The organism is Escherichia sp. TW09308, assembly GCF_000208565.1.
GTDB lineage: Bacteria > Pseudomonadota > Gammaproteobacteria > Enterobacterales > Enterobacteriaceae > Escherichia > Escherichia marmotae.
The window spans coordinates 3,764,305-3,785,542 of the sequence record NZ_AEME01000001.1 but is presented as its reverse complement, the minus strand read 5'-3'; the positions used below and the strand labels follow the sequence as shown (position 1 = coordinate 3,785,542).

Annotated in this window: 22 protein-coding genes and 1 pseudogene; 8 read left to right on the top strand and 15 right to left on the bottom strand. The window is 50.7% G+C overall.

Features of this window, described 5'->3' with window-relative positions; translation table 11 throughout:
• Positions 1-25: 25 nt before the first annotated feature.
• The 4 genes and pseudogenes from ESM_RS0118155 to fklB form a co-directional block, all read right to left on the bottom strand.
• Positions 26-1,519 carry a hypothetical protein gene (locus ESM_RS0118155; protein ID WP_000944314.1) on the bottom strand — a complete coding sequence of 498 codons (1,494 nt, stop codon included), beginning with the start codon at positions 1,517-1,519 and terminating at the stop codon, positions 26-28.
• A 32-nt stretch (positions 1,520-1,551) separates the two neighbouring features.
• Positions 1,552-2,709: pseudogene (locus ESM_RS1000000129540) on the bottom strand (hypothetical protein).
• A 266-nt stretch (positions 2,710-2,975) separates the two neighbouring features.
• Positions 2,976-4,379, bottom strand: coding sequence for a D-serine/D-alanine/glycine transporter (cycA, locus tag ESM_RS0118145; protein WP_000228359.1), 1,404 nt, complete (start codon positions 4,377-4,379; stop codon positions 2,976-2,978).
• Between the two features lie 301 nt (positions 4,380-4,680).
• Positions 4,681-5,301, bottom strand: coding sequence for an FKBP-type peptidyl-prolyl cis-trans isomerase (fklB, locus tag ESM_RS0118140; RefSeq protein WP_000211229.1), 621 nt, complete (start codon positions 5,299-5,301; stop codon positions 4,681-4,683).
• A gap of 217 nt (positions 5,302-5,518) precedes the next feature.
• Between fklB and ytfB the strand changes: the two genes are divergently transcribed.
• The gene (gene ytfB / locus ESM_RS0118135; protein ID WP_001119463.1) at positions 5,519-6,157 is read left to right on the top strand and encodes a cell division protein YtfB; all 639 of its coding nucleotides are present in this window, start codon (positions 5,519-5,521) and stop codon (positions 6,155-6,157) included.
• On the opposite strand, the gene ESM_RS0118130 is transcribed toward ytfB, so the two are convergent.
• A complete protein-coding gene (locus ESM_RS0118130; protein WP_001517639.1) occupies positions 6,141-6,788 on the bottom strand; it encodes a TetR/AcrR family transcriptional regulator in 648 nt (215 codons plus the stop codon). The genes ytfB and ESM_RS0118130 overlap by 17 nt on opposite strands.
• Before the next feature lie 210 nt (positions 6,789-6,998).
• Here ESM_RS0118130 and ESM_RS0118125 point away from each other — a divergent pair, with 210 nt between their 5' ends.
• The 6 genes from ESM_RS0118125 to ESM_RS0118100 all read left to right on the top strand — a co-directional run bounded on the left by ESM_RS0118125 (position 6,999) and on the right by ESM_RS0118100 (position 14,417).
• On the top strand, positions 6,999-7,790 hold the full coding sequence (locus ESM_RS0118125) for a 3-ketoacyl-ACP reductase (protein WP_000843394.1): 792 nt from the start codon (positions 6,999-7,001) through the stop codon (positions 7,788-7,790).
• 9 nt (positions 7,791-7,799) lie between these two features.
• Positions 7,800-8,642 (top strand): sugar phosphate isomerase/epimerase family protein, encoded by an 843-nt coding sequence (locus ESM_RS0118120; protein ID WP_001205218.1) that lies wholly within the window; start codon positions 7,800-7,802, stop codon positions 8,640-8,642.
• Positions 8,643-8,651: 9 nt separating this feature from the next.
• Entirely contained in the window at positions 8,652-9,428 is a 777-nt protein-coding gene (locus ESM_RS0118115; protein ID WP_000999672.1) for an enoyl-CoA hydratase/isomerase family protein, read from the top strand.
• A gap of 9 nt (positions 9,429-9,437) precedes the next feature.
• Positions 9,438-10,979 (top strand): acyl CoA:acetate/3-ketoacid CoA transferase, encoded by a 1,542-nt coding sequence (locus ESM_RS0118110; RefSeq protein ID WP_001226987.1) that lies wholly within the window; start codon positions 9,438-9,440, stop codon positions 10,977-10,979.
• The gene (locus ESM_RS0118105) at positions 10,976-13,048 is read left to right on the top strand and encodes an FAD-dependent oxidoreductase (protein ID WP_000081831.1); all 2,073 of its coding nucleotides are present in this window, start codon (positions 10,976-10,978) and stop codon (positions 13,046-13,048) included. Before ESM_RS0118110 ends, ESM_RS0118105 begins: the two co-directional genes overlap by 4 nt.
• A 91-nt stretch (positions 13,049-13,139) precedes the next feature.
• Positions 13,140-14,417: an MFS transporter gene (locus ESM_RS0118100; RefSeq protein ID WP_001033611.1), complete on the top strand. Its 1,278-nt coding sequence runs from the start codon at positions 13,140-13,142 to the stop codon at positions 14,415-14,417.
• 100 nt (positions 14,418-14,517) lie between these two features.
• Here ESM_RS0118100 and rplI read toward each other — a convergent pair whose 3' ends face one another.
• Genes rplI through rpsF form a run of 4 tightly spaced genes read right to left on the bottom strand, consistent with a single transcriptional unit; the run spans position 14,518 to position 15,957 of the window.
• Positions 14,518-14,967, bottom strand: coding sequence for a 50S ribosomal protein L9 (rplI, locus tag ESM_RS0118095; RefSeq protein ID WP_001196062.1), 450 nt, complete (start codon positions 14,965-14,967; stop codon positions 14,518-14,520).
• A gap of 41 nt (positions 14,968-15,008) precedes the next feature.
• Positions 15,009-15,236 carry a 30S ribosomal protein S18 gene (gene rpsR, locus ESM_RS0118090; protein ID WP_000135199.1) on the bottom strand — a complete coding sequence of 76 codons (228 nt, stop codon included), beginning with the start codon at positions 15,234-15,236 and terminating at the stop codon, positions 15,009-15,011.
• A gap of 4 nt (positions 15,237-15,240) precedes the next feature.
• Complete coding sequence (gene priB / locus ESM_RS0118085; protein WP_001517634.1) at positions 15,241-15,555, bottom strand: primosomal replication protein N; 315 nt, start codon at positions 15,553-15,555, stop codon at positions 15,241-15,243.
• A gap of 6 nt (positions 15,556-15,561) precedes the next feature.
• Positions 15,562-15,957: a 30S ribosomal protein S6 gene (gene rpsF / locus ESM_RS0118080; protein ID WP_001216676.1), complete on the bottom strand. Its 396-nt coding sequence runs from the start codon at positions 15,955-15,957 to the stop codon at positions 15,562-15,564.
• 326 nt (positions 15,958-16,283) lie between these two features.
• Between rpsF and yjfY the strand changes: the two genes are divergently transcribed.
• On the top strand, positions 16,284-16,559 hold the full coding sequence (gene yjfY, locus ESM_RS0118075; protein ID WP_000492914.1) for a DUF1471 family protein YjfY: 276 nt from the start codon (positions 16,284-16,286) through the stop codon (positions 16,557-16,559).
• Positions 16,560-16,688: 129 nt separating this feature from the next.
• On the opposite strand, the gene ulaF is transcribed toward yjfY, so the two are convergent.
• From ulaF to ulaA, 6 genes are read right to left on the bottom strand one after another with little or no spacing between them, the layout of a single operon-like run.
• The gene (gene ulaF, locus ESM_RS0118070) at positions 16,689-17,375 is read right to left on the bottom strand and encodes an L-ribulose-5-phosphate 4-epimerase UlaF (RefSeq protein ID WP_001170833.1); all 687 of its coding nucleotides are present in this window, start codon (positions 17,373-17,375) and stop codon (positions 16,689-16,691) included.
• Positions 17,375-18,229, bottom strand: coding sequence for an L-ribulose-5-phosphate 3-epimerase UlaE (gene ulaE, locus ESM_RS0118065; RefSeq protein WP_000949556.1), 855 nt, complete (start codon positions 18,227-18,229; stop codon positions 17,375-17,377). Before ulaE ends, ulaF begins: the two co-directional genes overlap by 1 nt.
• Before the next feature lie 9 nt (positions 18,230-18,238).
• The gene (ulaD, locus tag ESM_RS0118060; protein WP_000056742.1) at positions 18,239-18,889 is read right to left on the bottom strand and encodes a 3-keto-L-gulonate-6-phosphate decarboxylase UlaD; all 651 of its coding nucleotides are present in this window, start codon (positions 18,887-18,889) and stop codon (positions 18,239-18,241) included.
• 13 nt (positions 18,890-18,902) lie between these two features.
• On the bottom strand, positions 18,903-19,367 hold the full coding sequence (ulaC, locus tag ESM_RS0118055; protein ID WP_000776497.1) for a PTS ascorbate transporter subunit IIA: 465 nt from the start codon (positions 19,365-19,367) through the stop codon (positions 18,903-18,905).
• Positions 19,368-19,376: 9 nt separating this feature from the next.
• Complete coding sequence (gene ulaB, locus ESM_RS0118050) at positions 19,377-19,682, bottom strand: PTS ascorbate transporter subunit IIB (protein ID WP_000218363.1); 306 nt, start codon at positions 19,680-19,682, stop codon at positions 19,377-19,379.
• Between the two features lie 15 nt (positions 19,683-19,697).
• Positions 19,698-21,095 carry a PTS ascorbate transporter subunit IIC gene (ulaA, locus tag ESM_RS0118045; RefSeq protein WP_001517632.1) on the bottom strand — a complete coding sequence of 466 codons (1,398 nt, stop codon included), beginning with the start codon at positions 21,093-21,095 and terminating at the stop codon, positions 19,698-19,700.
• Positions 21,096-21,238 lie beyond the last annotated feature (143 nt).

Genomic DNA, 21,238 nt, shown 5'->3' with positions numbered 1-21,238 from the left:
GCAGGATCGTTGATTGTTAAGTGATTCAGTCACTCAGTGGAAGCAATTCATTATTGTAACTGGTGTACTTACCTTCAACGGTAAGCAGACTGCCGTTTTTATCAAGATGCGCCGCATTGAGTTGTCGAGTCTCATTACGCCGCTTCGCATCACGAACCAACCCATCTCCTACGTAATAAATATAATGGTCATCATGAGCAAAGGTATCTGATAATTGACCATTGGCGTATTTAAACCACGTCCATTGGCCTTTCAGTTCAAAGAGCTCAACCGTGTCTTCGTTAATAAAATACGTATAGCGGTCATCATGTGCCAAATAATTTAATGTTGTGCCATCGGGGCTTTTATACCACGTCCAATGCCCATTAATATCGAAAATAGTCACATCAGCGCTCGCGATGAAATAAACTTTATTCCCTACAATATTAACGCCTCCCTGTAATTCTTGTTTGGGGTCGGGTAAATGAATAACCGAAAGCGTTTTTTCGACCCCAGAAACATACTTCACCAGATAGAGCGAATCTTTATATTGCGCCACATTCTGCGTCAACGGGCGAAAATATTCCGGATCAACATCAGGAATGGTCGCAACCCGGCAGTCATTAGCGCGCCGGGAAGCATCACGCGTCAACCATGTTACTTTATCTCGCTGTAGATCAAACGTACTCCGGCAATCTTTCCCGAACGAATAACGTTTCTCCCCGTTTTTGTCGCGATAAATCAGTAGTGAACCGGCCATCCAGCGCACAAGATGAAAGGTATCCGGATCGGCATTGATGGCATCTCCATTCACAAAGACCTGCGATTGGGTTCGCCAAATGGTATCCCACGGTCCAGGATTACTTTTGCTTTCACAACTATTAGGTGAATAAAGAATGGGGCGACGTGTCCAGGATTTAACGCCAAGAATAGAATACCCTTGTGCACTGCCTAACCAACGCCCTTGAAAATAAATATTGCGGCGATCTTTGAGCACATCCGCAGAATCACCTGAACGAACGCGACCGCCGACTTGTTGCAGCGAATCCATATCAACCTGCTTTTCGCCGCGGTTATCATCCGTGCGTTCGCCATCAAAATAGAGGCTGTCTTTATCAGCGGCAAAACGTCCCCAGGCACGGAATGTTGCGGCATCGACTTTCGGTGTTCCCGGCGGGTTCTGGACTATTTTCCCTGCCCATAAAATATGACGGCCATCAGTCAACCAGTCGAAACGCCAGCCGCCATTAGTTCTGATATAAGTGCCAGCATCCACTTGTACAAAATCATTATTGATATTATCCGGAGAATCATATTTATCATCAGTGCCGTTGGGTACGCGGCGAAGTTGCTTAAACTTGACCTGCGGTAAATGAATATCCGGGAAATAGAGTCCATAATCGTCACTATCTTCAACGCTATATTTTGTTCCTTGCCCCCACGGCTGGTAGTAAAACGCAGCAGAAGGTACACCGGAGCAGGCTAGTGAGGTGGTTGAAAATAAAGCCAGGGCGAGACAAAGGGGTTTAATTCGCAACATAGCGTCATCCTGAAGCTGTTAGTGTGAAGAGGTTATTTAAATAAGGGTTTTAGTCCGCTCGGAGGTTGCTTCACCGATGACCATCCTCCCACACCCAGGTTATAACGCAGCCATTCACCTTGCCGGGCACGCTCTTTCACAATTTCAGTCGCTTGTTGAGCGTAAAGCTGCCCGTCTGGAGATATATACGTATTAATTAATCTCCGCCAACCACCTGCTTCAAGTGAGTCGGAGAGTTCCTCCGACTTAAGATTAATCAATTCACCTTCACCCAAGGCGTTGGTTGTTACTTTATAAATTTGGTTCTTATATAAACCGGTGTCCCAAACAAACAGATAAAAATATTCCGGATCAACCCCCACCAGCGTTTCATAAACACAGTCACTGCCCGCTGGAGTGGCTTCATGTTTGAGCCAGGACACATTATTCAGACCACTATTAAATGGCGCACAGCGATACTCAATATCCTCAAGCTCATAGTCATGCTCGCCGCTTTTATCGCGATAAACCAACCGTTCACCAGGCATCCAACGTTTAATCTGAAAAGTTTTGCGATCGGCGGGCAGAAGCTTACCGTTAACAATTACCTGCGAATTTGTCAGCACAACAAATTGTATGGCTGAATCATGCCGCACGATTTGAAATCCATCGGCATGACCCAACCAGCGACCTTTATGCCAAAGACTATTTTTATCACGCAGTAAATTCCAGATGTCCGTCTCTTCCAGCGTTGACATATCCACCTGCTTATCACCGCTATTATCATCGGTACGCTGACCATCAAAATAGATACTGCGTTTATCGGCAGCGAAAGCGCCGAATGCCTGAAAACTGGTGGCATCGACATTAGGTTTACCGGATGGGTTTGTCAGGACTTTGCCTGCCCAAAGGACAGTGCGTCCATCGGTGAGCCAGGTATGCTGACAATCCCCCTCATCATCGCAATCGAACTTATCGGGATTAAAATCGGACAGTAAGCGGGTTTCTTGTTTATTGGCTAAATTGGCAATGCGCCAAAGGTGGGAAAAATTAATATCTGGTAATTCGGAGAGGATCTCATCTTTTTCCCCCTTCTATTCGGCAATGTAAACCGTACCTTTCTCCTGCTGGCGGTAATAAAAATCTGCGCCCCAGGAAGGTGAAATGGAGAGAGGTAATGCGGCGATTAATAACCAACTGTGCTTAGCCATAGTGAACTCTGCAATAAGTGGCAAAGATTCACGGTAAGCCCGCGCCTGGGCGCTGTCGATGACGGGAAGTATTTTTAGGAATGTATAAAGACAAAAGAGATTGCAGACAAAGTGTGCTTTGTTCATGCCGGATGCGGCGTAAACGCCTTATCCGGCCTACAAAAGCACGCAAATTCAATATATGGCAGAGCTCCCGTAGGCCTGATAAGCGTAGCGCATCAGGCAATTTTGCAGCCTGAAAGGCACCCGCAGGTGCCTTAGCAGCATTACTTCGCTATACGTTTCTTACCAATAAACAACCAGCCCAGCCCCAGCGCGATAAACCACAGCGGAGTAACCAGCAGCGCCTGGCGAGTGTCATCTTCCAGCGTCAGCAGCACGATAACGAACACAAAAAACGCCATACATACCCAGCACATCAGCTTGCCGAGCGGCATCTTGTAGATCGACTTCTCATGCAGGTGTGGACGCTGTTTGCGATACACCAGGTACGAGCAAAGGATAATAGTCCAGACGAACATAAACAGAATCGCTGAAACCGTGGTGATCATGGTGAACGCGCCAATCACGCTTGGATTCACATACAACATCACCACGCCGCCGAGCAGACAGATACAAGAGAAGGTCAGCCCTTTCGCTGGTACTGCGCGTTTAGAGAGTTTAGCGAACGCTTTCGGCGCGACGCCTTCCTGTGCCAGACCAAACAACATACGGCTGGTAGAGAATACGCCACTGTTAGCAGAAGAAGCCGCAGAGGTCAGCACCACAAAGTTAATCACACTTGCCGCCGCAGGCAGCCCCACCAGCACAAACAGTTCTACAAACGGGCTTTTCTCCGCGACCACTGAACTCCACGGCGTCACGGACATAATCACAATCAGCGCGAAGACGTAGAACATAATGATGCGGATCGGAATGGAGTTAATCGCACGCGGCAGTGATTTCTCTGGATCTTTGGTTTCCGCAGCCGTTGTGCCGACCAGCTCAATCCCCACAAAAGCGAAAACCGCTATCTGGAATCCGGCAAAGAAGCCGCTTAAGCCTTTCGGGAACCAGCCGCCGTCATTCCACAAATGCGCAAACGACGCTTCTACGCCAGTCGGTGACTGGAAGTGCATCATCACCATAATCAGACCGACAACAATCAGCGACACAATAGCGACGATTTTGATCATCGCGAACCAGAACTCCATCTCACCAAACATTTTCACGGTGGCGAGATTAAGAACCAGCAACAGAATGATCACCGACAACGACGCCACCCAGTCGGAAAGTCCTGGAAACCAGAACTGCGCGTAAGCGGTAATCGCCACAACATCCGCCATACCGGTTACCACCCAACAGAACCAATAAGTCCAGCCAGTGAAATAACCCGCCCACGGCCCCAATAAATCGGAAGCGAAGTCACTAAAAGATTTATATTCCAGATTCGAAAGCAGCAACTCCCCCATTGCCCGCATCACGAAAAAGAGCATAAAACCGATGATCATATAAACAAAAATGATCGACGGCCCGGCAAGACTAATTGTTTTACCGGAACCCATAAACAACCCTGTACCTATGGCACCGCCAATGGCAATAAGCTGAATATGCCGGTTTGTGAGATTGCGCCGTAGCGACTGTTCAGCCGGAGCCTGATCATCGGCAACGACTTTTACCTGATCTACCATGTTTTTTCTTCCTGTCTGTGTTGTTCAGGCTCTGCGGCCTTTTGTCAGTCTATGATACGACGAATCGGTATCGGGACTCATCGATATTAGGTAACAATGCGCGGGATGAATACTAAGATTTAGATCTAATGTTAATTTAATGTTTAAAGTGAGTGTCATATCACGGTGATAACGCGAAATAGCTCACAAAAATACACGCTTACGTGGTCTTTGCAACACAAAATAGCGCCGTTTGGCAAACTGAAGGGTTTATTGCTGAATGCCTGCTCCCCTCTGGCTCGAGGGGAACAGAATGCGCTGCTTAGAGGATTTCCAGCAGTTCGACTTCAAACACCAGGGTGCTGAACGGAGGAATAGACGCGCCAGCGCCACGCTCGCCATAAGCCAGTTCCTGCGGGATAGTCAGTTCCCATTTAGAACCTACCGGCATCAGAGTCAGTGCTTCAATCCAGCCGGGGATCACGCCGTTAACCGGGAATTCAGCCGGTTCGCCACGGGCAACGGAGCTGTCAAATACAGTACCGTCGATCAGTTTACCGGTGTAATGAACGCGAACGCGGTCGGTACGTGCCGGAATTGCGCCTTCGCCCTGATTAATCACGCGGAATTGCAGGCCAGATTCGGTGCTGTTCACACCCTCTTTTTTGGCGTTTTCTTCAAGGTATTTCACACCTTCGGCAGCCATCGTCTGGAAACGCTGACGACGAACAGCATCGGCACGTTCGTGGATTTCACGTAGCGCACGGTGCACCACATCAACCGGAACAGCCGGATGTTTGCCTTCCAGCGCATCAGCAATGCCTGCAACCAGTGCTTCTGGCAGTAACCCTTCCAGACCAGATTCACTCAGTTGTTGCCCTACCTGCAAACCAATGCCGTAGCTTGCTTGCGCTTCGATGGTATCAAAAGTTGGGGTGGTCATCGTATTTCCTTTCTTAGGGTAAAAAGTAGCGGGCAGCATATCAGCCACACAACTTTGGGTAAAACTTTGTCGCGGGAATGATGACAAATCACGGGGAAAAAGAAACAATAGCAATATCCCGTATGAATATAATAAAAGCGGGTTTACCACGGACATCATAGCGTTAGCTTATTCATAGGCTATGATTGAGGAACAAGACGCGGAGCAGGAGGAAACCATGCCCGGGCGCTTTGAACTAAAACCAACCCTGGAGAAAGTCTGGCACGCGCCGGACAATTTTCGCTTCATGGACCCGCTGCCGCCGATGCATCGTCGGGGGATCATTATTGCCGCCATTGTATTGGTGGTCGGTTTTCTACTTCCGTCTGATGATACGCCCGACGCGCCGGTGGTGACGCGTGAAGCGCAACTGGATATTCAGTCGCAATCCCAACCGCCGACGGAAGAACAACTGCGGGCGCAATTAGTCATCCCACAAAATGATCCCGATCAGGTGGCACCGGTCGCCCCTGAACCGATACAGGAAAGTCAGCCTGAAGATCAGCCGCAAACCGCACAAACACAACCTTTCCAGCCAGATAGCGGAATTGACAACCAGTGGCGCTCTTACCGTGTCGAACCCGGCAAAACGATGGCGCAACTGTTCCGCGACCACGGTCTACCCGCCACTGATGTCTATGCAATGGCGCAGGTAGAAGGCGTGGGTAAACCGCTGAGTAATTTGCAAAATGGGCAGATAGTGAAAATTCGCCAGAACGCCAGCGGCGTGGTGACGGGCTTAACCATTGATACGGAGAATAATCAACAGGTTCTGTTTACCCGCCAGCCAGATGGCAGTTTTATTCGTGCGCGGTAGATGAAGGTTCAAGCAGAAGCCAGCTAAGGATCGTTTCTTTAATGACCTTACGTCTGGCTTCCAGCGCTTGCGGTGAAACCATGCTGATGTGATAAACCAGGCCAAGCGTATGCTGGTTGATCAAATAATATCCTCCAAGCGCGGCAATATTGATATTCACCTGCAACGGGTCGATATCAGGCTTAAAAATATTGAGTTTCTTCCCTTCAGCCAACAAGGATTCCATTAACTGCAAATGCGCGTGGTTAATTTCCTGAAGACGCTGTGATTTTGCATAATGCACACCTTTGCTCTGGTTTTCACTATGCACAATTTTTAAAAACCAGGGATTAGCAATGTAATAATCCCAGGTAAAATCGATGATTTTTTCAATTGCTTTTTGTGGAGGGAGACCTGAAACATCAAGGGATTTTTCTTTTTGTCGAATATCATTCCAGGTATATTCCAGCACTTCGATAAATAAATTTTCTTTATTACCAAAGTGATGGTAAACCGTCTGTTTACTGCACTCCGCAGCCTTCACGATATTATCGACTCTGGCCCCTTCATAACCATATTCGGCAAATTCATTAACCGCACATAATAATAGTTTTTCCTTCAGGCTTTGTACGTTGCTGGTATCAAGATACATAACGCTTCCCCACGACCTCTTCAGGATTACTATCATAACCTGATTTGATTTCAGCTCCAGAAAAAAGGGCAAAAACTCGTACTTTCATCGAGTTATCAAATGCCCTGTGATCGCTATCGCAGATCAACCAACCAGATGGTTGATCTTTCTTTCCACACGTCGCAAGCTAATCGTCACTCAAGGAAACAATATTCAAAAGAGGGTTATTGTATGAAGTCCACTCGTCCCGTTGCCGTGATTACCGGAGCCGCACGTGGTATTGGAAAAGGCTGTGCGCTGGAACTTGCTCGTGGCGGTTTTAACCTGCTGATTAACGATCGCCCCGATGCCGACAGCGTAGAAAAATTACATGCCACGCAACAGGAATGTCTGGCAGAAGGCGTGGAAGTGATTTGCTTCCCTGCCGATGTTGGCGATCTCTCCCTGCATGAAGAGATGCTCGACGCGGCGCAAAACCAGTGGGGGCGTCTGGACTGTCTGCTCAACAACGCGGGGATTTCCGTGAAAAAGCGCGGTGACCTTCTCGACCTGGAGCCTGACAGCTTCGACCAAAACATTGCCATTAACACCCGTGCGCCGTTTTTCCTCGCTCAGGCATTCAGTAAACGCTTACTGGCACAACCGAAACCGGAAGCGGAGCTACCGCACCGCTCGATTATTTTTGTCAGTTCAATCAACGCTATCATGCTGGCGATGAATCGCGGCGAATATACCATTGCCAAAACCGCCGTTTCTGCCGCTGCTCGTCTGTTTGCCGCTCGCCTTTGCAATGAACAAATTGGCGTCTATGAAGTGCGCCCCGGCCTAATCAAAACCGATATGACCATTCCGGCAACGGCCTATTACGATGAATTAATTGCCAAAGGTCTGGTGCCGTGGGGACGCTGGGGTTATCCGGCTGATATCGCCTCCACAGTACGGGCAATGGCGGAAGGCAAACTGATTTATACCTGTGGCCAGGCGGTCGCTATCGACGGCGGCTTAAGTATGCCGCGCTTCTGAGGCTGAATCATGAGAGATCTGTTACAACGCCCGGATTTATTCAGCATTAATACCGCGACGCTGGGCTATAAAATGCCGCTACCCGCCATTATTGATGCCTGCGCCGCACGCGGTATCGGCGCGCTCGCCCCCTGGCGCAGAGAGTTGCAGGGCGAAGATCTCCAGCAGATCGCCCGCCAGCTTGCCGCCAGTAACATGAGCGTTTCCGGTTTGTGTCGTAGCACCTATTACACCGCGCCGACGCTGGCGGAGCGCAAACTGGCAGTAGATGATAACCGTCGGGCGCTGGACGATGCCGCTGCGCTGAACGCCGCCTGTTACATGCAGGTGGTTGGCGGGTTACCAACTGGCACAAAAGATCTGTATGAGGCGCGGGAACAGGTGAAACAAGGGATTCGCCAGTTGCTGCCACATTCGAAAGAAGTCGGCGTGCCAATTGCGCTGGAGCCACTGCACCCGATGACTGCCGCCGATCGTTCCTGTTTGTGTACGCTACGCCAGGCACTGGACTGGTGTGATGAACTCGATCCCGATGGTGAGTTTGGTCTCGGCGTGGCGGTGGATGTCTACCACGTCTGGTGGGACCCGGAACTGGCCAGCCAAATCCTGCGTGCCGGAAAACGAATTCTCGCATTTCATGTTTCCGACTGGTTAGTGCCAACCACCGATCTGGTCAATGATCGGGGAATGCCGGGAGATGGCATCATCAATATTCCGTCAATCCGTCGCCTGGTTGAAAACGCCGGATTTAATGGCGCTATAGAGCTGGAAATATTCTCACCGTACTGGTGGCAGCAAGATATAAACAGCACGCTGGATATTAGCGTCGATCGCATCGCGCATTATTGTTAAGGAATGATCATGAATGACCAACCCGTTCTGTTCAGCAGAGCGGCGGCTTCCTGCCGTCTGACGTTGAACCGTGAAGATAAATGTCATGCCATTAATGAAGAGATGATTGAATCTCTCGATCATTATTTAAATGAAATTGAAAACGACACCACATTACGATTAGTCGAATTAACCGCAACCGGCGATAAATTCTTTTGTGCGGGCGGCGATATTAAATCATGGTCGACTTATTCTCCATTAGATATGGGCAGAAAGTGGATTAAACGCGGTAATGATGTTTTTAATCGCCTACGCAATTTACCGCAATTAACGGTTGCGAATCTAAACGGTCACACCATCGGCGGCGGTATTGAACTTGCCTTGTGCTGCGATATTCGTATCGCTCGCCCCAGCGCAAAACTCTCTAACCCGGAAGTGATGCTTGGCATGGTGCCTGGCTGGATGGGCATCGAACGTGTGCTTAATCAGGTCGGTCCGGTGGTTGGTCGCCAGATGCTGATGTTGGGTAAACGCCTGACGGCGCAGGAAGCCCTGGCGGCGAATTTGATTGATGAAGTGGTAGAAAAAGAACAGATAGAAAGCTGGATGGCGAATCAGTTAGCGCACCTGGAAAAATGTGGCCCGGTGGCGCTGGCGCATATTAAGCAACTGATTCTGGCGCTGGAAAATAAACATGCCGATTACTCACACCAGTTACTGGCGGGATTAATGTCCGCCACCCACGATTGCCAGCAAGCCACGCGCGCATTTGCCGAAAAAGGCAGCGTCAGCTTCCATAATCAATAAGGAAATTGTATGCGTAAGATAACAACCGCCGGGGCACTGGCGGCGCAAATTCAGGACGGCGCAACCATTGCCATTAGCGGTAACGGCGGCGGCATGGTGGAAGCTGACCATATTCTGGCAGCCATTGAAGCGCGTTTCCTGCAAACCGGACACCCGCGCAACCTGACACTAATCCACTCGCTGGGCATTGGCGATCGCGACAGCAAAGGCACTAACCGCCTCGCTCATGCCGAAATGCTCAAACGCATAATTGCCGGACACTTTACCTGGTCCCCCAAAATGCAGGAGTTGGTAAAAAATAACGCCATCGAAGCGTATTGCTTTCCTGGCGGTGTAATTCAGGCACTGCTGCGGGAGATCGGTGCCGGACGTCCTGGGCTTTTTACCCACGTAGGGCTGGGATCGTTTGTTGATCCACGCAATGGTGGCGGAAAGTCGAACGCTTGCACCACTGACGATCTGGTAGAACTGATTGAAATTGATGGCGAAACCAAACTCCGCTATCGCCCTTTCAAAGTGGACTATGCCATTTTGCGCGGCACTTATGCCGATCCGCGTGGCAACGTTAGCCTCGAAGAAGAAGCGATTGATATGGATAGCTATTCGATGGCGCTGGCAGCACACAACAGCGGCGGCAAAGTATTCGTCCAGGTGCGCGATGTGCTGGAAGCTGGCGCCATCGAACCACGCCGGGTCAAGCTGCCGGGGATTCTGGTCGATGGCATCGTTGAGCACCGCGAACAACCGCAAACCTATCTTGGCGGCTACGACCTGACAATTAGCGGTCAGCATCGCCGTCTGAGTTCTACCGGCGCTATTGAACTGGTTAGCCATCCGGTGCGCCGTCTGATTGCCCGTCGGGCGGCACGCGAACTGGTGGCTGGCGCTTCTACCAACTTTGGCTTTGGTATTCCGGGCGGTATTCCTGGGGTTGCACTGCGCGAAGGTGTTCCTTATCAAAGTTTATGGTTGAGTGTCGAGCAAGGCGTGCATAACGGCATGATGCTGGATGACGCGTTTTTCGGCTGTGCCCGTAACGCTGACGCGATTATCCCTTCGCTGGATCAATTCGAGTTCTACAGCGGCGGCGGCATTGATATTACTTTCCTCGGCATGGGCGAGATGGATCAGCACGGTAACGTCAATGTCTCACACCTGAACGGCAATCTGATCGGCCCTGGCGGCTTCCTCGAAATTGCACAAAATGCCCGTAAAGTGGTGTTCTGCGGCACATTCGACGCCAAAGGCAGCAAGCTCGACGTGACGCCAGATGGTCTGCATATCACCCAGTCAGGTCAAATACCCAAACTGGTTACTCAGGTGGAAAAAATCACCTTTAGCGCCGCTTACGCACAGCAAAGTGGTCAGGAAGTGCTGTACATCACCGAACGCGCGGTTTTTCAGTTAACGACAGAAGGTGTTGAATTAATTGAGATTGCCCCGGGCGTGGAGATTGACCGCGACATTCTGCCGTTCATGGCCTTCCGTCCGATTATCAGGCAGCCGCGTCTGATGGAAAGTAGCCTGTTTACGCCGATGGAGGACGCATGAGCCAGCCTGATGACGCTATCCTCGAGGCGCTGACGCACGTCACCTTTCCGAAAGGTTTTACGTCAGCAGAACCGCACTCAATTGTCACCGTGGAGGATGTTGATTACCCAACCTGGCAAGTTGATGCACTGGTCGTTGGTAGCGGCGCGGCTGGATTACGTGCAGCGGTTGAGCTGAAACGTCGCCAGCAAAATGTGCTGCTTGCTACCGCCGGGTTATACATGGGAACGTCAGCCTGCTCCGGTTCCGATAAACAGACGCTGTTTACCGCTGCTACTGCGGGCAACGGCGACAACTTCGCAAAACTGGCCGAGGCACTGGCGAGCGGCGGCGCGATGGATCACGACACGGCATATGTCGAAGCGGTCGGTTCCCTGCATACCCTTGGCGGGCTGCAATATCTTGGTCTGGAATTGCCGGAAGATCGCTATGGCGCAATTCTCCGTTATCAGACCGACCATGACGAAGCCGGACGCGCGACGTCCTGTGGACCACGCACTTCTCGCCTGATGGTGAAAGTGCTGCTGGAAGAAGTGCAGCGCCTCTCCATTCCACTGCTGACCAGTGCAACGGTGATTAAACTGCTGCATCAACGCGGTGAGAATGGCGAAGATCGCGTGGCGGGGGCTATCCTCGCAACCGGTTCCCGCGCCCATAACCCGTGGGGGCTGGCAATTGTGACTGCGCCCAATGTGGTACTGGCAACGGGCGGACCGGGCGAGCTTTATCGCGACAGTGTTTATCCGCATAAATGCTTTGGCTCGCTGGGGCTGGCGCTGGAAGAAGGTTTGACGCTAACCAATCTGACCGAAAGCCAGTTTGGTATAGGTACGCCGCGCAGCACGTTTCCGTGGAATTTATCCGGCACCTATGTGCAGGTGATCCCGTATATCTATTCTGTGGATACAGAGGGTAACGAGTATAATTTCCTTGCGGATTACTATCGCACTACCCAGGAACTGGCTTCAAATATCTTCCGTAAAGGCTATCAGTGGCCGTTCCACGCCACACGGGTGATGGATTTTGGCTCCAGCCTGCTGGATATGGCGGTGGCAAAAGAGCAGCAATCAGGCCGCCTGGTGTTTATGGATTTCAATCGCAATCCTGAAGCGGTGCCTGGTGATTTGCCATTCTCATTAGCGCGACTGGATGCTGACGTTCACGCGTATCTGGAAAACAACGGCGCGCTGGCACCATCGCCCATCGAACGCCTGCAACGAATGAATCCGCTGTCTATCTCGTTGTACCAGATGCACGGTTACGGGCTCACCACGCAACCACTGCAGTTCGCCATGAATAATCAACACATGAACGGCGGCATTGAGGTGGATATCTGGGGGCAAACCTCTCTCCCCGGCTGTTTTGCCGTGGGAGAAGTGGCCGGAACTCACGGCGTCACTCGCCCCGGCGGCGCAGCGCTGAATGCCGGGCAGGTTTTTGCCGTGCGCCTGGCGCGCTTTATTGGCTGTACGCAAATGCGGTCTGTTGAGGGAGATATCGCGCAACGGGTAGCTTCGCCCCTGACTACCGTAAGAGAGGTCATCACCCAGGCGCTGGCAAACGAAAACGGTATGACGCTGGCAACGGTGAAAGAAAAAATCCAGACGCGAATGTCTGATTACGCTGGATTTATTTGTCATGCCGATAAAGTTCGCCACGCCACCCGCGATGCCCTGCTGTTGAGTGAATTTGCCCAGCAACACGGTTTAACCATCAACCACGCAGGCGAAGTTGCTGAATTATTTATGTGGCGGCATATGGCGCTGGCTTCTGCCGCCGTTTTAACGCAACTCACACATTATATTGACGCAGGTGGCGGCAGTCGTGGGGCGCGGATGGTTATTGATCCGCAAGGCGAATGCCTGCCACAAACTCGTCGCGGCGCAAAAGAAGAATGGCGTTTTCGCTCTGAGCAAGCCGACGATAAAAATCACAAATTAACGATTCAATATTCACAAGGTTCTTTTATTACCGAAGTTAAGTCTTTACGCAAACAACCGCATATTAACGGTATTTTCTTTGAAAAAAACTGGCCAGATTTTCTGAATGGAGAGATTTACACACAATAATTTTTAATATGTTCTCTGTACCTGACTTTATTACCTATTACACGGAAATACCAACAACCAGGGTTTATTAATATAATTAAAAGGTTTAAACATGAATAAAATAAAGAATTATCGGTGGCATATGATTGCCCTCGTATGTTTTATCACTGTAATCAATTATCTGGACAGAACTGCATTAGGTATTGCGGCTCCAACCATTATGGAGACCACCGGAATAACCAAAGAGCAATATTCATGGATCGTCAGTGCGTTCCAGTTGGCCTATACATTAGGGCAACCGGTGATGGGTTTCTTTATTGATACCGTTGGTCTGAAATTAAGCTTTGCGATTTGCGCCGCAATCTGGGGCCTGGCGACAATGGGTCATGCACTGACCGGAACATGGTCAGGTCTGGCATTTATGCGCGCCCTGATGGGTTTCAGCGAAGCATCGGCAATTCCGGCGGGTGTTAAAACAGCATCAACATGGTTCCCGGCAAAAGAGCGCGGTGTGGCTACGGGGGTTTTCAATATGGGAACTTCACTCGGTGCAATGCTTGCGCCACCGCTGATTGCCTGGTGCATTATGTTTCATAGCTGGCAATTTGCGTTTATTGTCTCGGGTAGCCTTGCTTTGCTCGCGGCTATATTTTGGTTCTTTTGTTATAAAGATCCGAAAGATGCCAAACGCCTTTCTGATGAAGAGCGTCAATATATTGAATCAGGACAAGAGCAGCATCTTAAAACAGGTAAAAAAGAAAAAACGTCAATCAAACATATCCTCAGCCAACGTAATTTCTGGGGTATCGGCATCGCGCGTTTTCTCGCAGACCCGGCATGGGGAACCATTAATTTCTGGGTGCCTATATTCTTCGTTGAAACGCTGCATTTTAGCCTGAAAGAAATTGCCATGTTTGTCTGGCTACCTTTCCTGCTGGGCGACCTCGGCTGTTTAGCCAGCGGTTTTGTGGCGAAGTTCTTCCACGATCGCGGCGTGAGTTTAATTAACTCGCGAAGAATTACCTTCACTATTGCTGCGGTCATTATGATGACAATCGGCCTGGTGAGTATTGTCGAAAATCCCTACATTGCCGTATTGCTGATTAGTATTGGCGCGTTCTCGCATCAATGTCTTTCTACTGTTGCGGCAACACTGGGCGGCGATTTGTTCAAAAAAGATGAAGTTGCCACCGCCGTTGGTATGGCGGGAGCCTGTGCGTGGAGTGGTCAGTTGATTTTCAACCTGTTTATCGGGGCATTCGTTCACATTATCGGCTTCGCGCCGTTCTTTATTGCTCTGGCTTTCTTTGACATCCTGGGGGCAATTGCGCTGTGGGCGCTTATCAAAGTCAAAGATGAAGAACCGCACGTACAATTAGCTACGAGCTAATATTTAAGATGAGTGCGCTGTAATTATGGTTATGGCGCTTCAACAATAAAGCAAAACGCCGGCACATGGCCGGCGTTTTTACGTCTCGTTGAATAACGAATTATTCAGCTACTACGTTTACGATCACTTTCGCGAATACTTCGCTGTGAACCTGGAAGCTTACTTCGTGTTCGCCAGTGGTACGCAGAACGCCGTTCGGCAGACGAACTTCGCTCTTAGCCACTTCAACGCCTGCTGCAGTTACAGCGTCAGCGATGTCGCGAGTACCGATGGAACCGAACAGTTTACCTTCGTCGCCAGCTTTAGACGCGATGGTAACAGTTTCCAGTGCATTGATTTTCTCAGCGCGAGCATTAGCTGCTGCCAGAACTTCAGCCAGTTTAGCTTCCAGTTCAGCGCGACGTGCTTCGAAGAATTCAATGTTTTTCTTGGTAGCTGGAACAGCTTTACCCTGTGGTACCAGGAAGTTACGAGCGTAGCCCGCTTTAACATTTACCTGATCACCCAGGCTACCCAGGTTTGCTACTTTATCAAGCAGAATAACTTGCATTACCTTATCCTCTCAAAGTCGTATTAATGGACCGTGACCGATTACTGATGGCGATCAGTGTACGGCAGCAGGGACAGGTAGCGAGCGCGTTTGATAGCGCGAGCCAGCTGACGCTGGTATTTTGCACGGGTCCCGGTGATACGGCTTGGGACAATCTTACCGCTTTCGGTGATGTAGTTTTTCAGCGTAGCGATATCTTTATAGTCGATCTCTTGAACGCCTTCCGCGGTGAAACGGCAGAACTTGCGACGACGGAAATAACGTGCCATATGGCTAGTCTCCAGAATCTATCAATTCAATCTGCTCGGCATGCAAAACCATTTTGCTCAGACCGTTCTTTGCCTTGTGGCATGAAATGAACCCCTGAACGGTTATGCGACTGCCGACCGTTATACTGTGAGTAATGGCCTGGTTTTCGTGTCCGCTAATAATAACGGGCATTTGGCACCACGCCTGCCGATGAAAACCGGCTTCCTCCTGCACAGAACGATGCTCAAGCACGAACTGGCAGTGAGGAATTCCTGATGGACTGACCTTTCGAAGGGGCATCCTGCACACGGTGCCGGACAACACCAGACGGTTGGTCATCAGAAATTACTCTTCAGAATCCCCAGCTTCAGCATCATCAGCGGTTTCGTTTGCGAAATCATCGCGACGCTCACGGCGCTCGTCTTTCGCTTTAACCATCGGAGATGCTTCGGTAACGGCGTGCTTAGTACGCATTACCATGCTACGGATAACGGCGTCGTTGAAGCGGAAGGTAGTTTCCAGCTCATCGATCACTTCCTGCGGCGCTTCAACGTTCATCAGAACGTAGTGAGCTTTGTGCAGTTTGTTGATCGGGTAAGCCAGCTGACGGCGGCCCCAGTCTTCCAGACGGTGGATCTTGCCTTCTGCACCAGTGATGGCAGCAGTGTAGCGCTCGATCATGCCCGGAACCTGTTCGCTCTGGTCAGGATGGACCATAAAAACGATTTCGTAATGACGCATCGAATTGCTCCTTACGGATTATTCAGCCTCCTGTCTGGGTCAGCCGCAGCCCATGGAGGCAAGGAACGTGTTAAAGGGCGGCTGAAAAATGACGCGTTATAGTACTGGTATACCCCGCTAAACTCAAGGCCAGCCGACAAATAATTCTCATCTTTCGCTAAATCGTACTAACCCGCTGATTTGAAGTTCATCACATTCCATTACGGTGTTTTTTTGAACAACTGCATCAGAAATGGTCACCATCAACTTCTTTATCATTGATTAAAATTAAATCAGAAGATCATCACAGAGGAGCGCATACAAAGACAGCCGTCGAGGAGGTATTTATGTTCAGTCGTGTTTTAGCCCTTCTGGCTGTGCTTTTGCTAAGTGCAAATACATGGGCAGCCATTGAAATCAATAACCACCAGGCCAGAAATATGGACGATGTGCAGAGCTTAGGCGTGATTTATATCAATCATAACTTTGCCACTGAAAGTGAAGCACGTCAGGCATTAAACGAAGAAACCGACGCGCAGGGCGCAACGTACTACCACGTGATTCTGATGCGGGAACCGGGGAGTAACGGCAACATGCACGCCAGCGCGGATATTTATCGCTAGCACCAGGTATAACCAACGAAACATTGTCATAGTTTGCATTGCCCCCTTCACCGGGGGCTTTTTTATGAAAAACGGCTGCGGAATCAGACCAGTTATCTCCCGAAGAAGGATATTTCCGCAGCGCGTGTTTTACTTCTGCCCGTAATAAGCGTTGGGACCATGCTTACGCATAAAGTGCTTATTCATCAGATAACTATCGATGGGATTCAGTTGCGGGTTAATGCCGCGCGCAATCCACGCCATTTTCGCCACTTCTTCCATCACCACCGCATTATGCACCGCATCATGAGCGTCTTTACCCCAGGCGAACGGCCCGTGCTGGTAAACCACAATCCCTGGCGTATGCAGCGGCTCGGCATCGCCCAGCGTTTCGATGATCACTTTGCCGGTGTTCAGTTCATACTCGCCCTGCACCTCTTCTTCGCTTAATCCGCGCGTACACGGAATATCGCCAAAGAAATAGTCAGCGTGTGTGGTGCCTAACGCCGGGATCGCCATCCCCGCCTGCGCCCATGCGGTGGCATGGGTTGAGTGGGTATGCACGATTCCACCGAGAGATGGATAACGACGGTAAAGCTCGAGATGCGTTGCAGTGTCTGACGATGGACGATACTGCCCTTCCACCACATTGCCACTCATGTCAACCACCACCATATCGTCCACTTGCATGGTTTCGTAGGCGACGCCGCTGGGCTTAATTACCACCAGCCCGCGTCCGCGATCAATGGCGCTGACGTTGCCCCAGGTAAAGGTCACCAGTCCGTAACGCGGCAGATCCATGTTGGCTTCAAATACCTGCTGTTTCAGCTTTTGCATTATGCGGCCTCCACCATGCCCGCTTTGGCCATGCGCGCTTTCACCCAATCACGCGCTTTCGCCACTTCTGCCGCCGGGTCTTCCGCCGTTTCGCTCCACATCTCAATCAGATAAGGCCCGCAATAACCACTCTGTTTGAGCGTTTCAAAGCAACGTTCGAAGTCCACCACGCCTTCGCCAAACGGCACATTTTTAAAGACGCCCGGTTTGGTGTCTTTCACATGCACCGCGACGATGTGCCCTATTCCAGCCTGTAATTCCATCTGCACGTCGTTATCCCACGCCGACAGGTTGCCGATATCCGGATAGAGCTGGAACCACGGGTTGTTGAGATAGTGTGCATAGCCCAGCGCCTTGCTGATGGAGTTCATCAACGGGTAATCCATGATCTCCATCGCCAGCGTCACCTGCGCACGGCTCGCCATCTCAACACTCTCTTTCAGCCCTTCGCGAAAACGACGACGCGTTTCGTTATTGGCTTCCTGATAGTAGACGTCATAGCCCGCCAGTTGGATCACGCGAATGCCGACATCCTGGGCGAACTGGATAGCTTTACGCATAATCTCCAGCCCCTGCGCCCGCACTGTGTCATCTTCGCTGCCCAGCGGAAAACGACGATGGGCAGAAAGGCACATGGACGGTACGCGCACGCCAGTTTCAACAATCGCATTCACCAGCGTCAGACGTTGTTCGCGGCTCCAGTCAAGGCGAGACAGGCGAGCGTCCGTTTCATCTACTGACATCTCAACAAAATCGAAGCCCAACGTTTTTGCCAGTTGCAGCCGTTCCAACCAGCACTCCCCGGTGGGGAGTGCTTTTTCATAGATGCCAAGCGGGATTTGTTTGGACAACATATCCGCTCCTTAGCCCCACAGTTGGGCGATGGAACGTTTGAACTGACGCGCAGCTTCAACCGGAGACGCGGCATCACGGATGCTACGACCAGCGATAAAGACATGAATCGGAATACCTTTGAACAGTGGCAAATCTTCCAGCGCCAGGCCACCGGTAATGGTTACTTTGAAGCCCATATCAGAAAGGCGTTTGATCGCGGCGATATCTGATTCGCCCCAGCCTACACCGGCTGCTTGCGCATCACGGCTGCGGTGATACACCACCTGCTGGATGCCCGCTTCACGCCATGCATCTGCCTGTTCCCAGGTCCAGAAACCAGTCAGCTCAATCTGTACGTCGCCGTTAAACTCTTTTGCCACATCCAGCGCGCCTTTGGCGGTGTTGATATCCGCACAGCAAATCACGGTGACCCAGTCAGCGTTGGCTTCAAAGCACATACGAGAAAGGATTTTGCCCGCATCAGCAATTTTGGCGTCTGCCAGCACAATCTTGTGTGGATAGAGTGCTTTCAGATCGCGCACCGCACGCACACCTTCCCCCATACACAGAATGGTGCCCACTTCGATAATATCGACTTCTTCAGCAATCAGACGAGTGGTTTCATAGGCGCTATCCATAGTCTGGTTGTCCAGCGCGACTTGCAACATGGGTAATGACATCTTCAATTCCTTCTTAAGCAGCCGCGTTGGTGCGGTCAATTAAATCCAGTACTTCCTGCTCGGTACGGCAGGCGCGTAAACGGTCGAAATTCTCTTCATCTTCAAACAGGTTGACGATTTGCATGATGCCCACTTCCTGATGAGTATTGGCATCGACTGCCGCCATCGTGATGAGGATATCCACCGGGTCGTTATCTTCGTGGTTGAACTCCAGCGGCTTTTTCAACGTCACCAGCGCAAAACCGGTTTTCTTAACCCCCTCTTCCGGGCGTCCGTGTGGCATTGCCAGGCCTGGCGCGAGCACAAAGTACGGGCCGTGCTGTTCAACCGCATCCAGAATCGCCTGGTAGTAACGCGGCTCAACAACATCCGCCGCCACCAGCAGGTCAACGCCAATTTTTACCGCGTCCTGCCAGGTCTCTGCTTCTGCCTGCAAACAGATAGATTTATTTTCTGCCAGCGAATCACGTAATTTCATGGCGCGTCCTTACTTCATGTCCTGCGGGAAATGTTCTTTGATCACTTCCAGCAGTTTCGGGCCAAAGTCTGTGGGTGAGAGCATGTTGCGCACGCCAACCACATATTTGTTGCCGGTAACAGTGATTTCGCCCGCAATATGGGTAGAAGCGATGATGATATCCGCGCCGCTCAACTCGCTTTTGTACTCGCCAACCGCGCAGCTATTTACCGTGTGGTCAATGTTTGATTGGGTTAAAAACTGGTCCACTTTCATTTTCATGATCATGGAACTGCCTTGTCCGTTGCCACACACAGCCAGAATACGTACGGTCATAATCAAAACTCCTTATTAAGCAGACTGTTCTGCCAGTTGTTTTTCTGCATCTTCTTCTGCGCGCAGCGCGCGGCCAGCGAAGTACATATAAGCCAATGCAATAACGATGATGACGGCCATAAAGGCGATACCGATGGAGAAGAAGCCCTGCATCATCGGCGGTGCCAGAATCGACCAGTCCGCCATGCCCATCCAGGCACTCATACCGGTGAGTTTCACCGCCCAGACGCAGCCAAAGATTTCAATCATCCCCATCACCAGACAAATCTTCAGCGCCGCACGCCAGCCGCCGAAGTGGTTCGCGAATACGCCGATGGTGGCGTTGGAGAAAAACATCGGGATAAAACCAGGAATGATCAGAATCGCGGAACCGCAGGCGACCAGAATACCAACCGCTATTAGTTGCCCGATGGTGCCCCACATAAAGCCCCAGACCACGGCATTCGGCGCAAAGCTATAGATAGCCGCACAGTCAATCGCCAGAACCGCACCCGGGATCAGACGCTGAGAGATACCGTTAAATGCTTCAGAGAGTTCCGCGACAAACATGCGCACTCCCTGAGTAATGATGAAGATCGCCACCGCAAAGGAGAAACCGGTTTGCAGGATGTACACCACCCAGTTCACTTTGCCTGCCATCGCCTGCACGGTATCGATACCGAAAGAGAGCAGAATGGCACCAAAGAAGATGGTCATCACAATCGCCGTGGAGACGATGTTGTCGTGGAAAATGTTCAGCCAACCGGGCAATTTGAGGTCTTCAACGCTTTCCTCTTTTTTGCCCAAATACGGCGCGACCTTATAGGCAAGCCAGGAAGCAAACTGCTGTTGGTGACCGATGGAGAAACCGCAGCCGTCCGTCACTTCCTGAGTCGGCTTGTACATCATGTTGGAGGTGATGCCCCAGTAAAGCGAAACCAGAATCGCAGTGCAGATAATGGTAGTCCACATGGAGTAGCCGAAAATAAACAGCGTGACAGCTATCAGACCCGCCTGTTGGAACATGATGTGGCCGGTCAGCATGATGGTGCGAATACCAGTAATGCGACGCAGCAGCACGTAACAGATGTTTAGCGCCAGTGCCAACAACACCGCATAACCCACCCAGCTATAGGCATCGCCCATACGCTCAATAGTTGCCATCATCGATGCGTAGGTATCTGAAATCGCGCCATTAATGCCATAAACTTCCGACATTTTTGCCACCACCGGTTTAAAAGTGCTGGTCAGGATGCCGGACCCTGCTTGCAGCAACATAAAACCGATAATCGTTTTGATGGTGCCTTTGATAATCACGCTGACGCTTTTACGCAGCAGGATGTAGCCCAGGCAGGTCACAATACCCAGCAATAACGGGGCATTGGTCATGACCTGGTTAAAGAACACGGTAAAGATGCTGTAGAGGATCTCCATAACGATCTCCTGAAGAAGAGGTAACCGGGAATTCCGCACACCCGGAATGTTGTGCACTCACTCTAATTTTCAAAAATAATCACAACAAGATTATTTGTGATTAAATGTGACGCGGCACGCAAATAATTCCACATAGAAAGTAT

Coding starts and splice junctions, on each gene's coding strand:
- ESM_RS0118155 (WP_000944314.1), bottom strand. CDS start 1,519: ATGTTGCGAATTAAACCCCTTTGTCTCGCCCTGGCTTTATTTTCAACC.
- cycA (WP_000228359.1), bottom strand. CDS start 4,379: ATGGTAGATCAGGTAAAAGTCGTTGCCGATGATCAGGCTCCGGCTGAA.
- fklB (WP_000211229.1), bottom strand. CDS start 5,301: ATGACCACCCCAACTTTTGATACCATCGAAGCGCAAGCAAGCTACGGC.
- ytfB (WP_001119463.1), top strand. CDS start 5,519: ATGCCCGGGCGCTTTGAACTAAAACCAACCCTGGAGAAAGTCTGGCAC.
- ESM_RS0118130 (WP_001517639.1), bottom strand. CDS start 6,788: ATGTATCTTGATACCAGCAACGTACAAAGCCTGAAGGAAAAACTATTA.
- ESM_RS0118125 (WP_000843394.1), top strand. CDS start 6,999: ATGAAGTCCACTCGTCCCGTTGCCGTGATTACCGGAGCCGCACGTGGT.
- ESM_RS0118120 (WP_001205218.1), top strand. CDS start 7,800: ATGAGAGATCTGTTACAACGCCCGGATTTATTCAGCATTAATACCGCG.
- ESM_RS0118115 (WP_000999672.1), top strand. CDS start 8,652: ATGAATGACCAACCCGTTCTGTTCAGCAGAGCGGCGGCTTCCTGCCGT.
- ESM_RS0118110 (WP_001226987.1), top strand. CDS start 9,438: ATGCGTAAGATAACAACCGCCGGGGCACTGGCGGCGCAAATTCAGGAC.
- ESM_RS0118105 (WP_000081831.1), top strand. CDS start 10,976: ATGAGCCAGCCTGATGACGCTATCCTCGAGGCGCTGACGCACGTCACC.
- ESM_RS0118100 (WP_001033611.1), top strand. CDS start 13,140: ATGAATAAAATAAAGAATTATCGGTGGCATATGATTGCCCTCGTATGT.
- rplI (WP_001196062.1), bottom strand. CDS start 14,967: ATGCAAGTTATTCTGCTTGATAAAGTAGCAAACCTGGGTAGCCTGGGT.
- rpsR (WP_000135199.1), bottom strand. CDS start 15,236: ATGGCACGTTATTTCCGTCGTCGCAAGTTCTGCCGTTTCACCGCGGAA.
- priB (WP_001517634.1), bottom strand. CDS start 15,555: ATGACCAACCGTCTGGTGTTGTCCGGCACCGTGTGCAGGATGCCCCTT.
- rpsF (WP_001216676.1), bottom strand. CDS start 15,957: ATGCGTCATTACGAAATCGTTTTTATGGTCCATCCTGACCAGAGCGAA.
- yjfY (WP_000492914.1), top strand. CDS start 16,284: ATGTTCAGTCGTGTTTTAGCCCTTCTGGCTGTGCTTTTGCTAAGTGCA.
- ulaF (WP_001170833.1), bottom strand. CDS start 17,375: ATGCAAAAGCTGAAACAGCAGGTATTTGAAGCCAACATGGATCTGCCG.
- ulaE (WP_000949556.1), bottom strand. CDS start 18,229: ATGTTGTCCAAACAAATCCCGCTTGGCATCTATGAAAAAGCACTCCCC.
- ulaD (WP_000056742.1), bottom strand. CDS start 18,889: ATGTCATTACCCATGTTGCAAGTCGCGCTGGACAACCAGACTATGGAT.
- ulaC (WP_000776497.1), bottom strand. CDS start 19,367: ATGAAATTACGTGATTCGCTGGCAGAAAATAAATCTATCTGTTTGCAG.
- ulaB (WP_000218363.1), bottom strand. CDS start 19,682: ATGACCGTACGTATTCTGGCTGTGTGTGGCAACGGACAAGGCAGTTCC.
- ulaA (WP_001517632.1), bottom strand. CDS start 21,095: ATGGAGATCCTCTACAGCATCTTTACCGTGTTCTTTAACCAGGTCATG.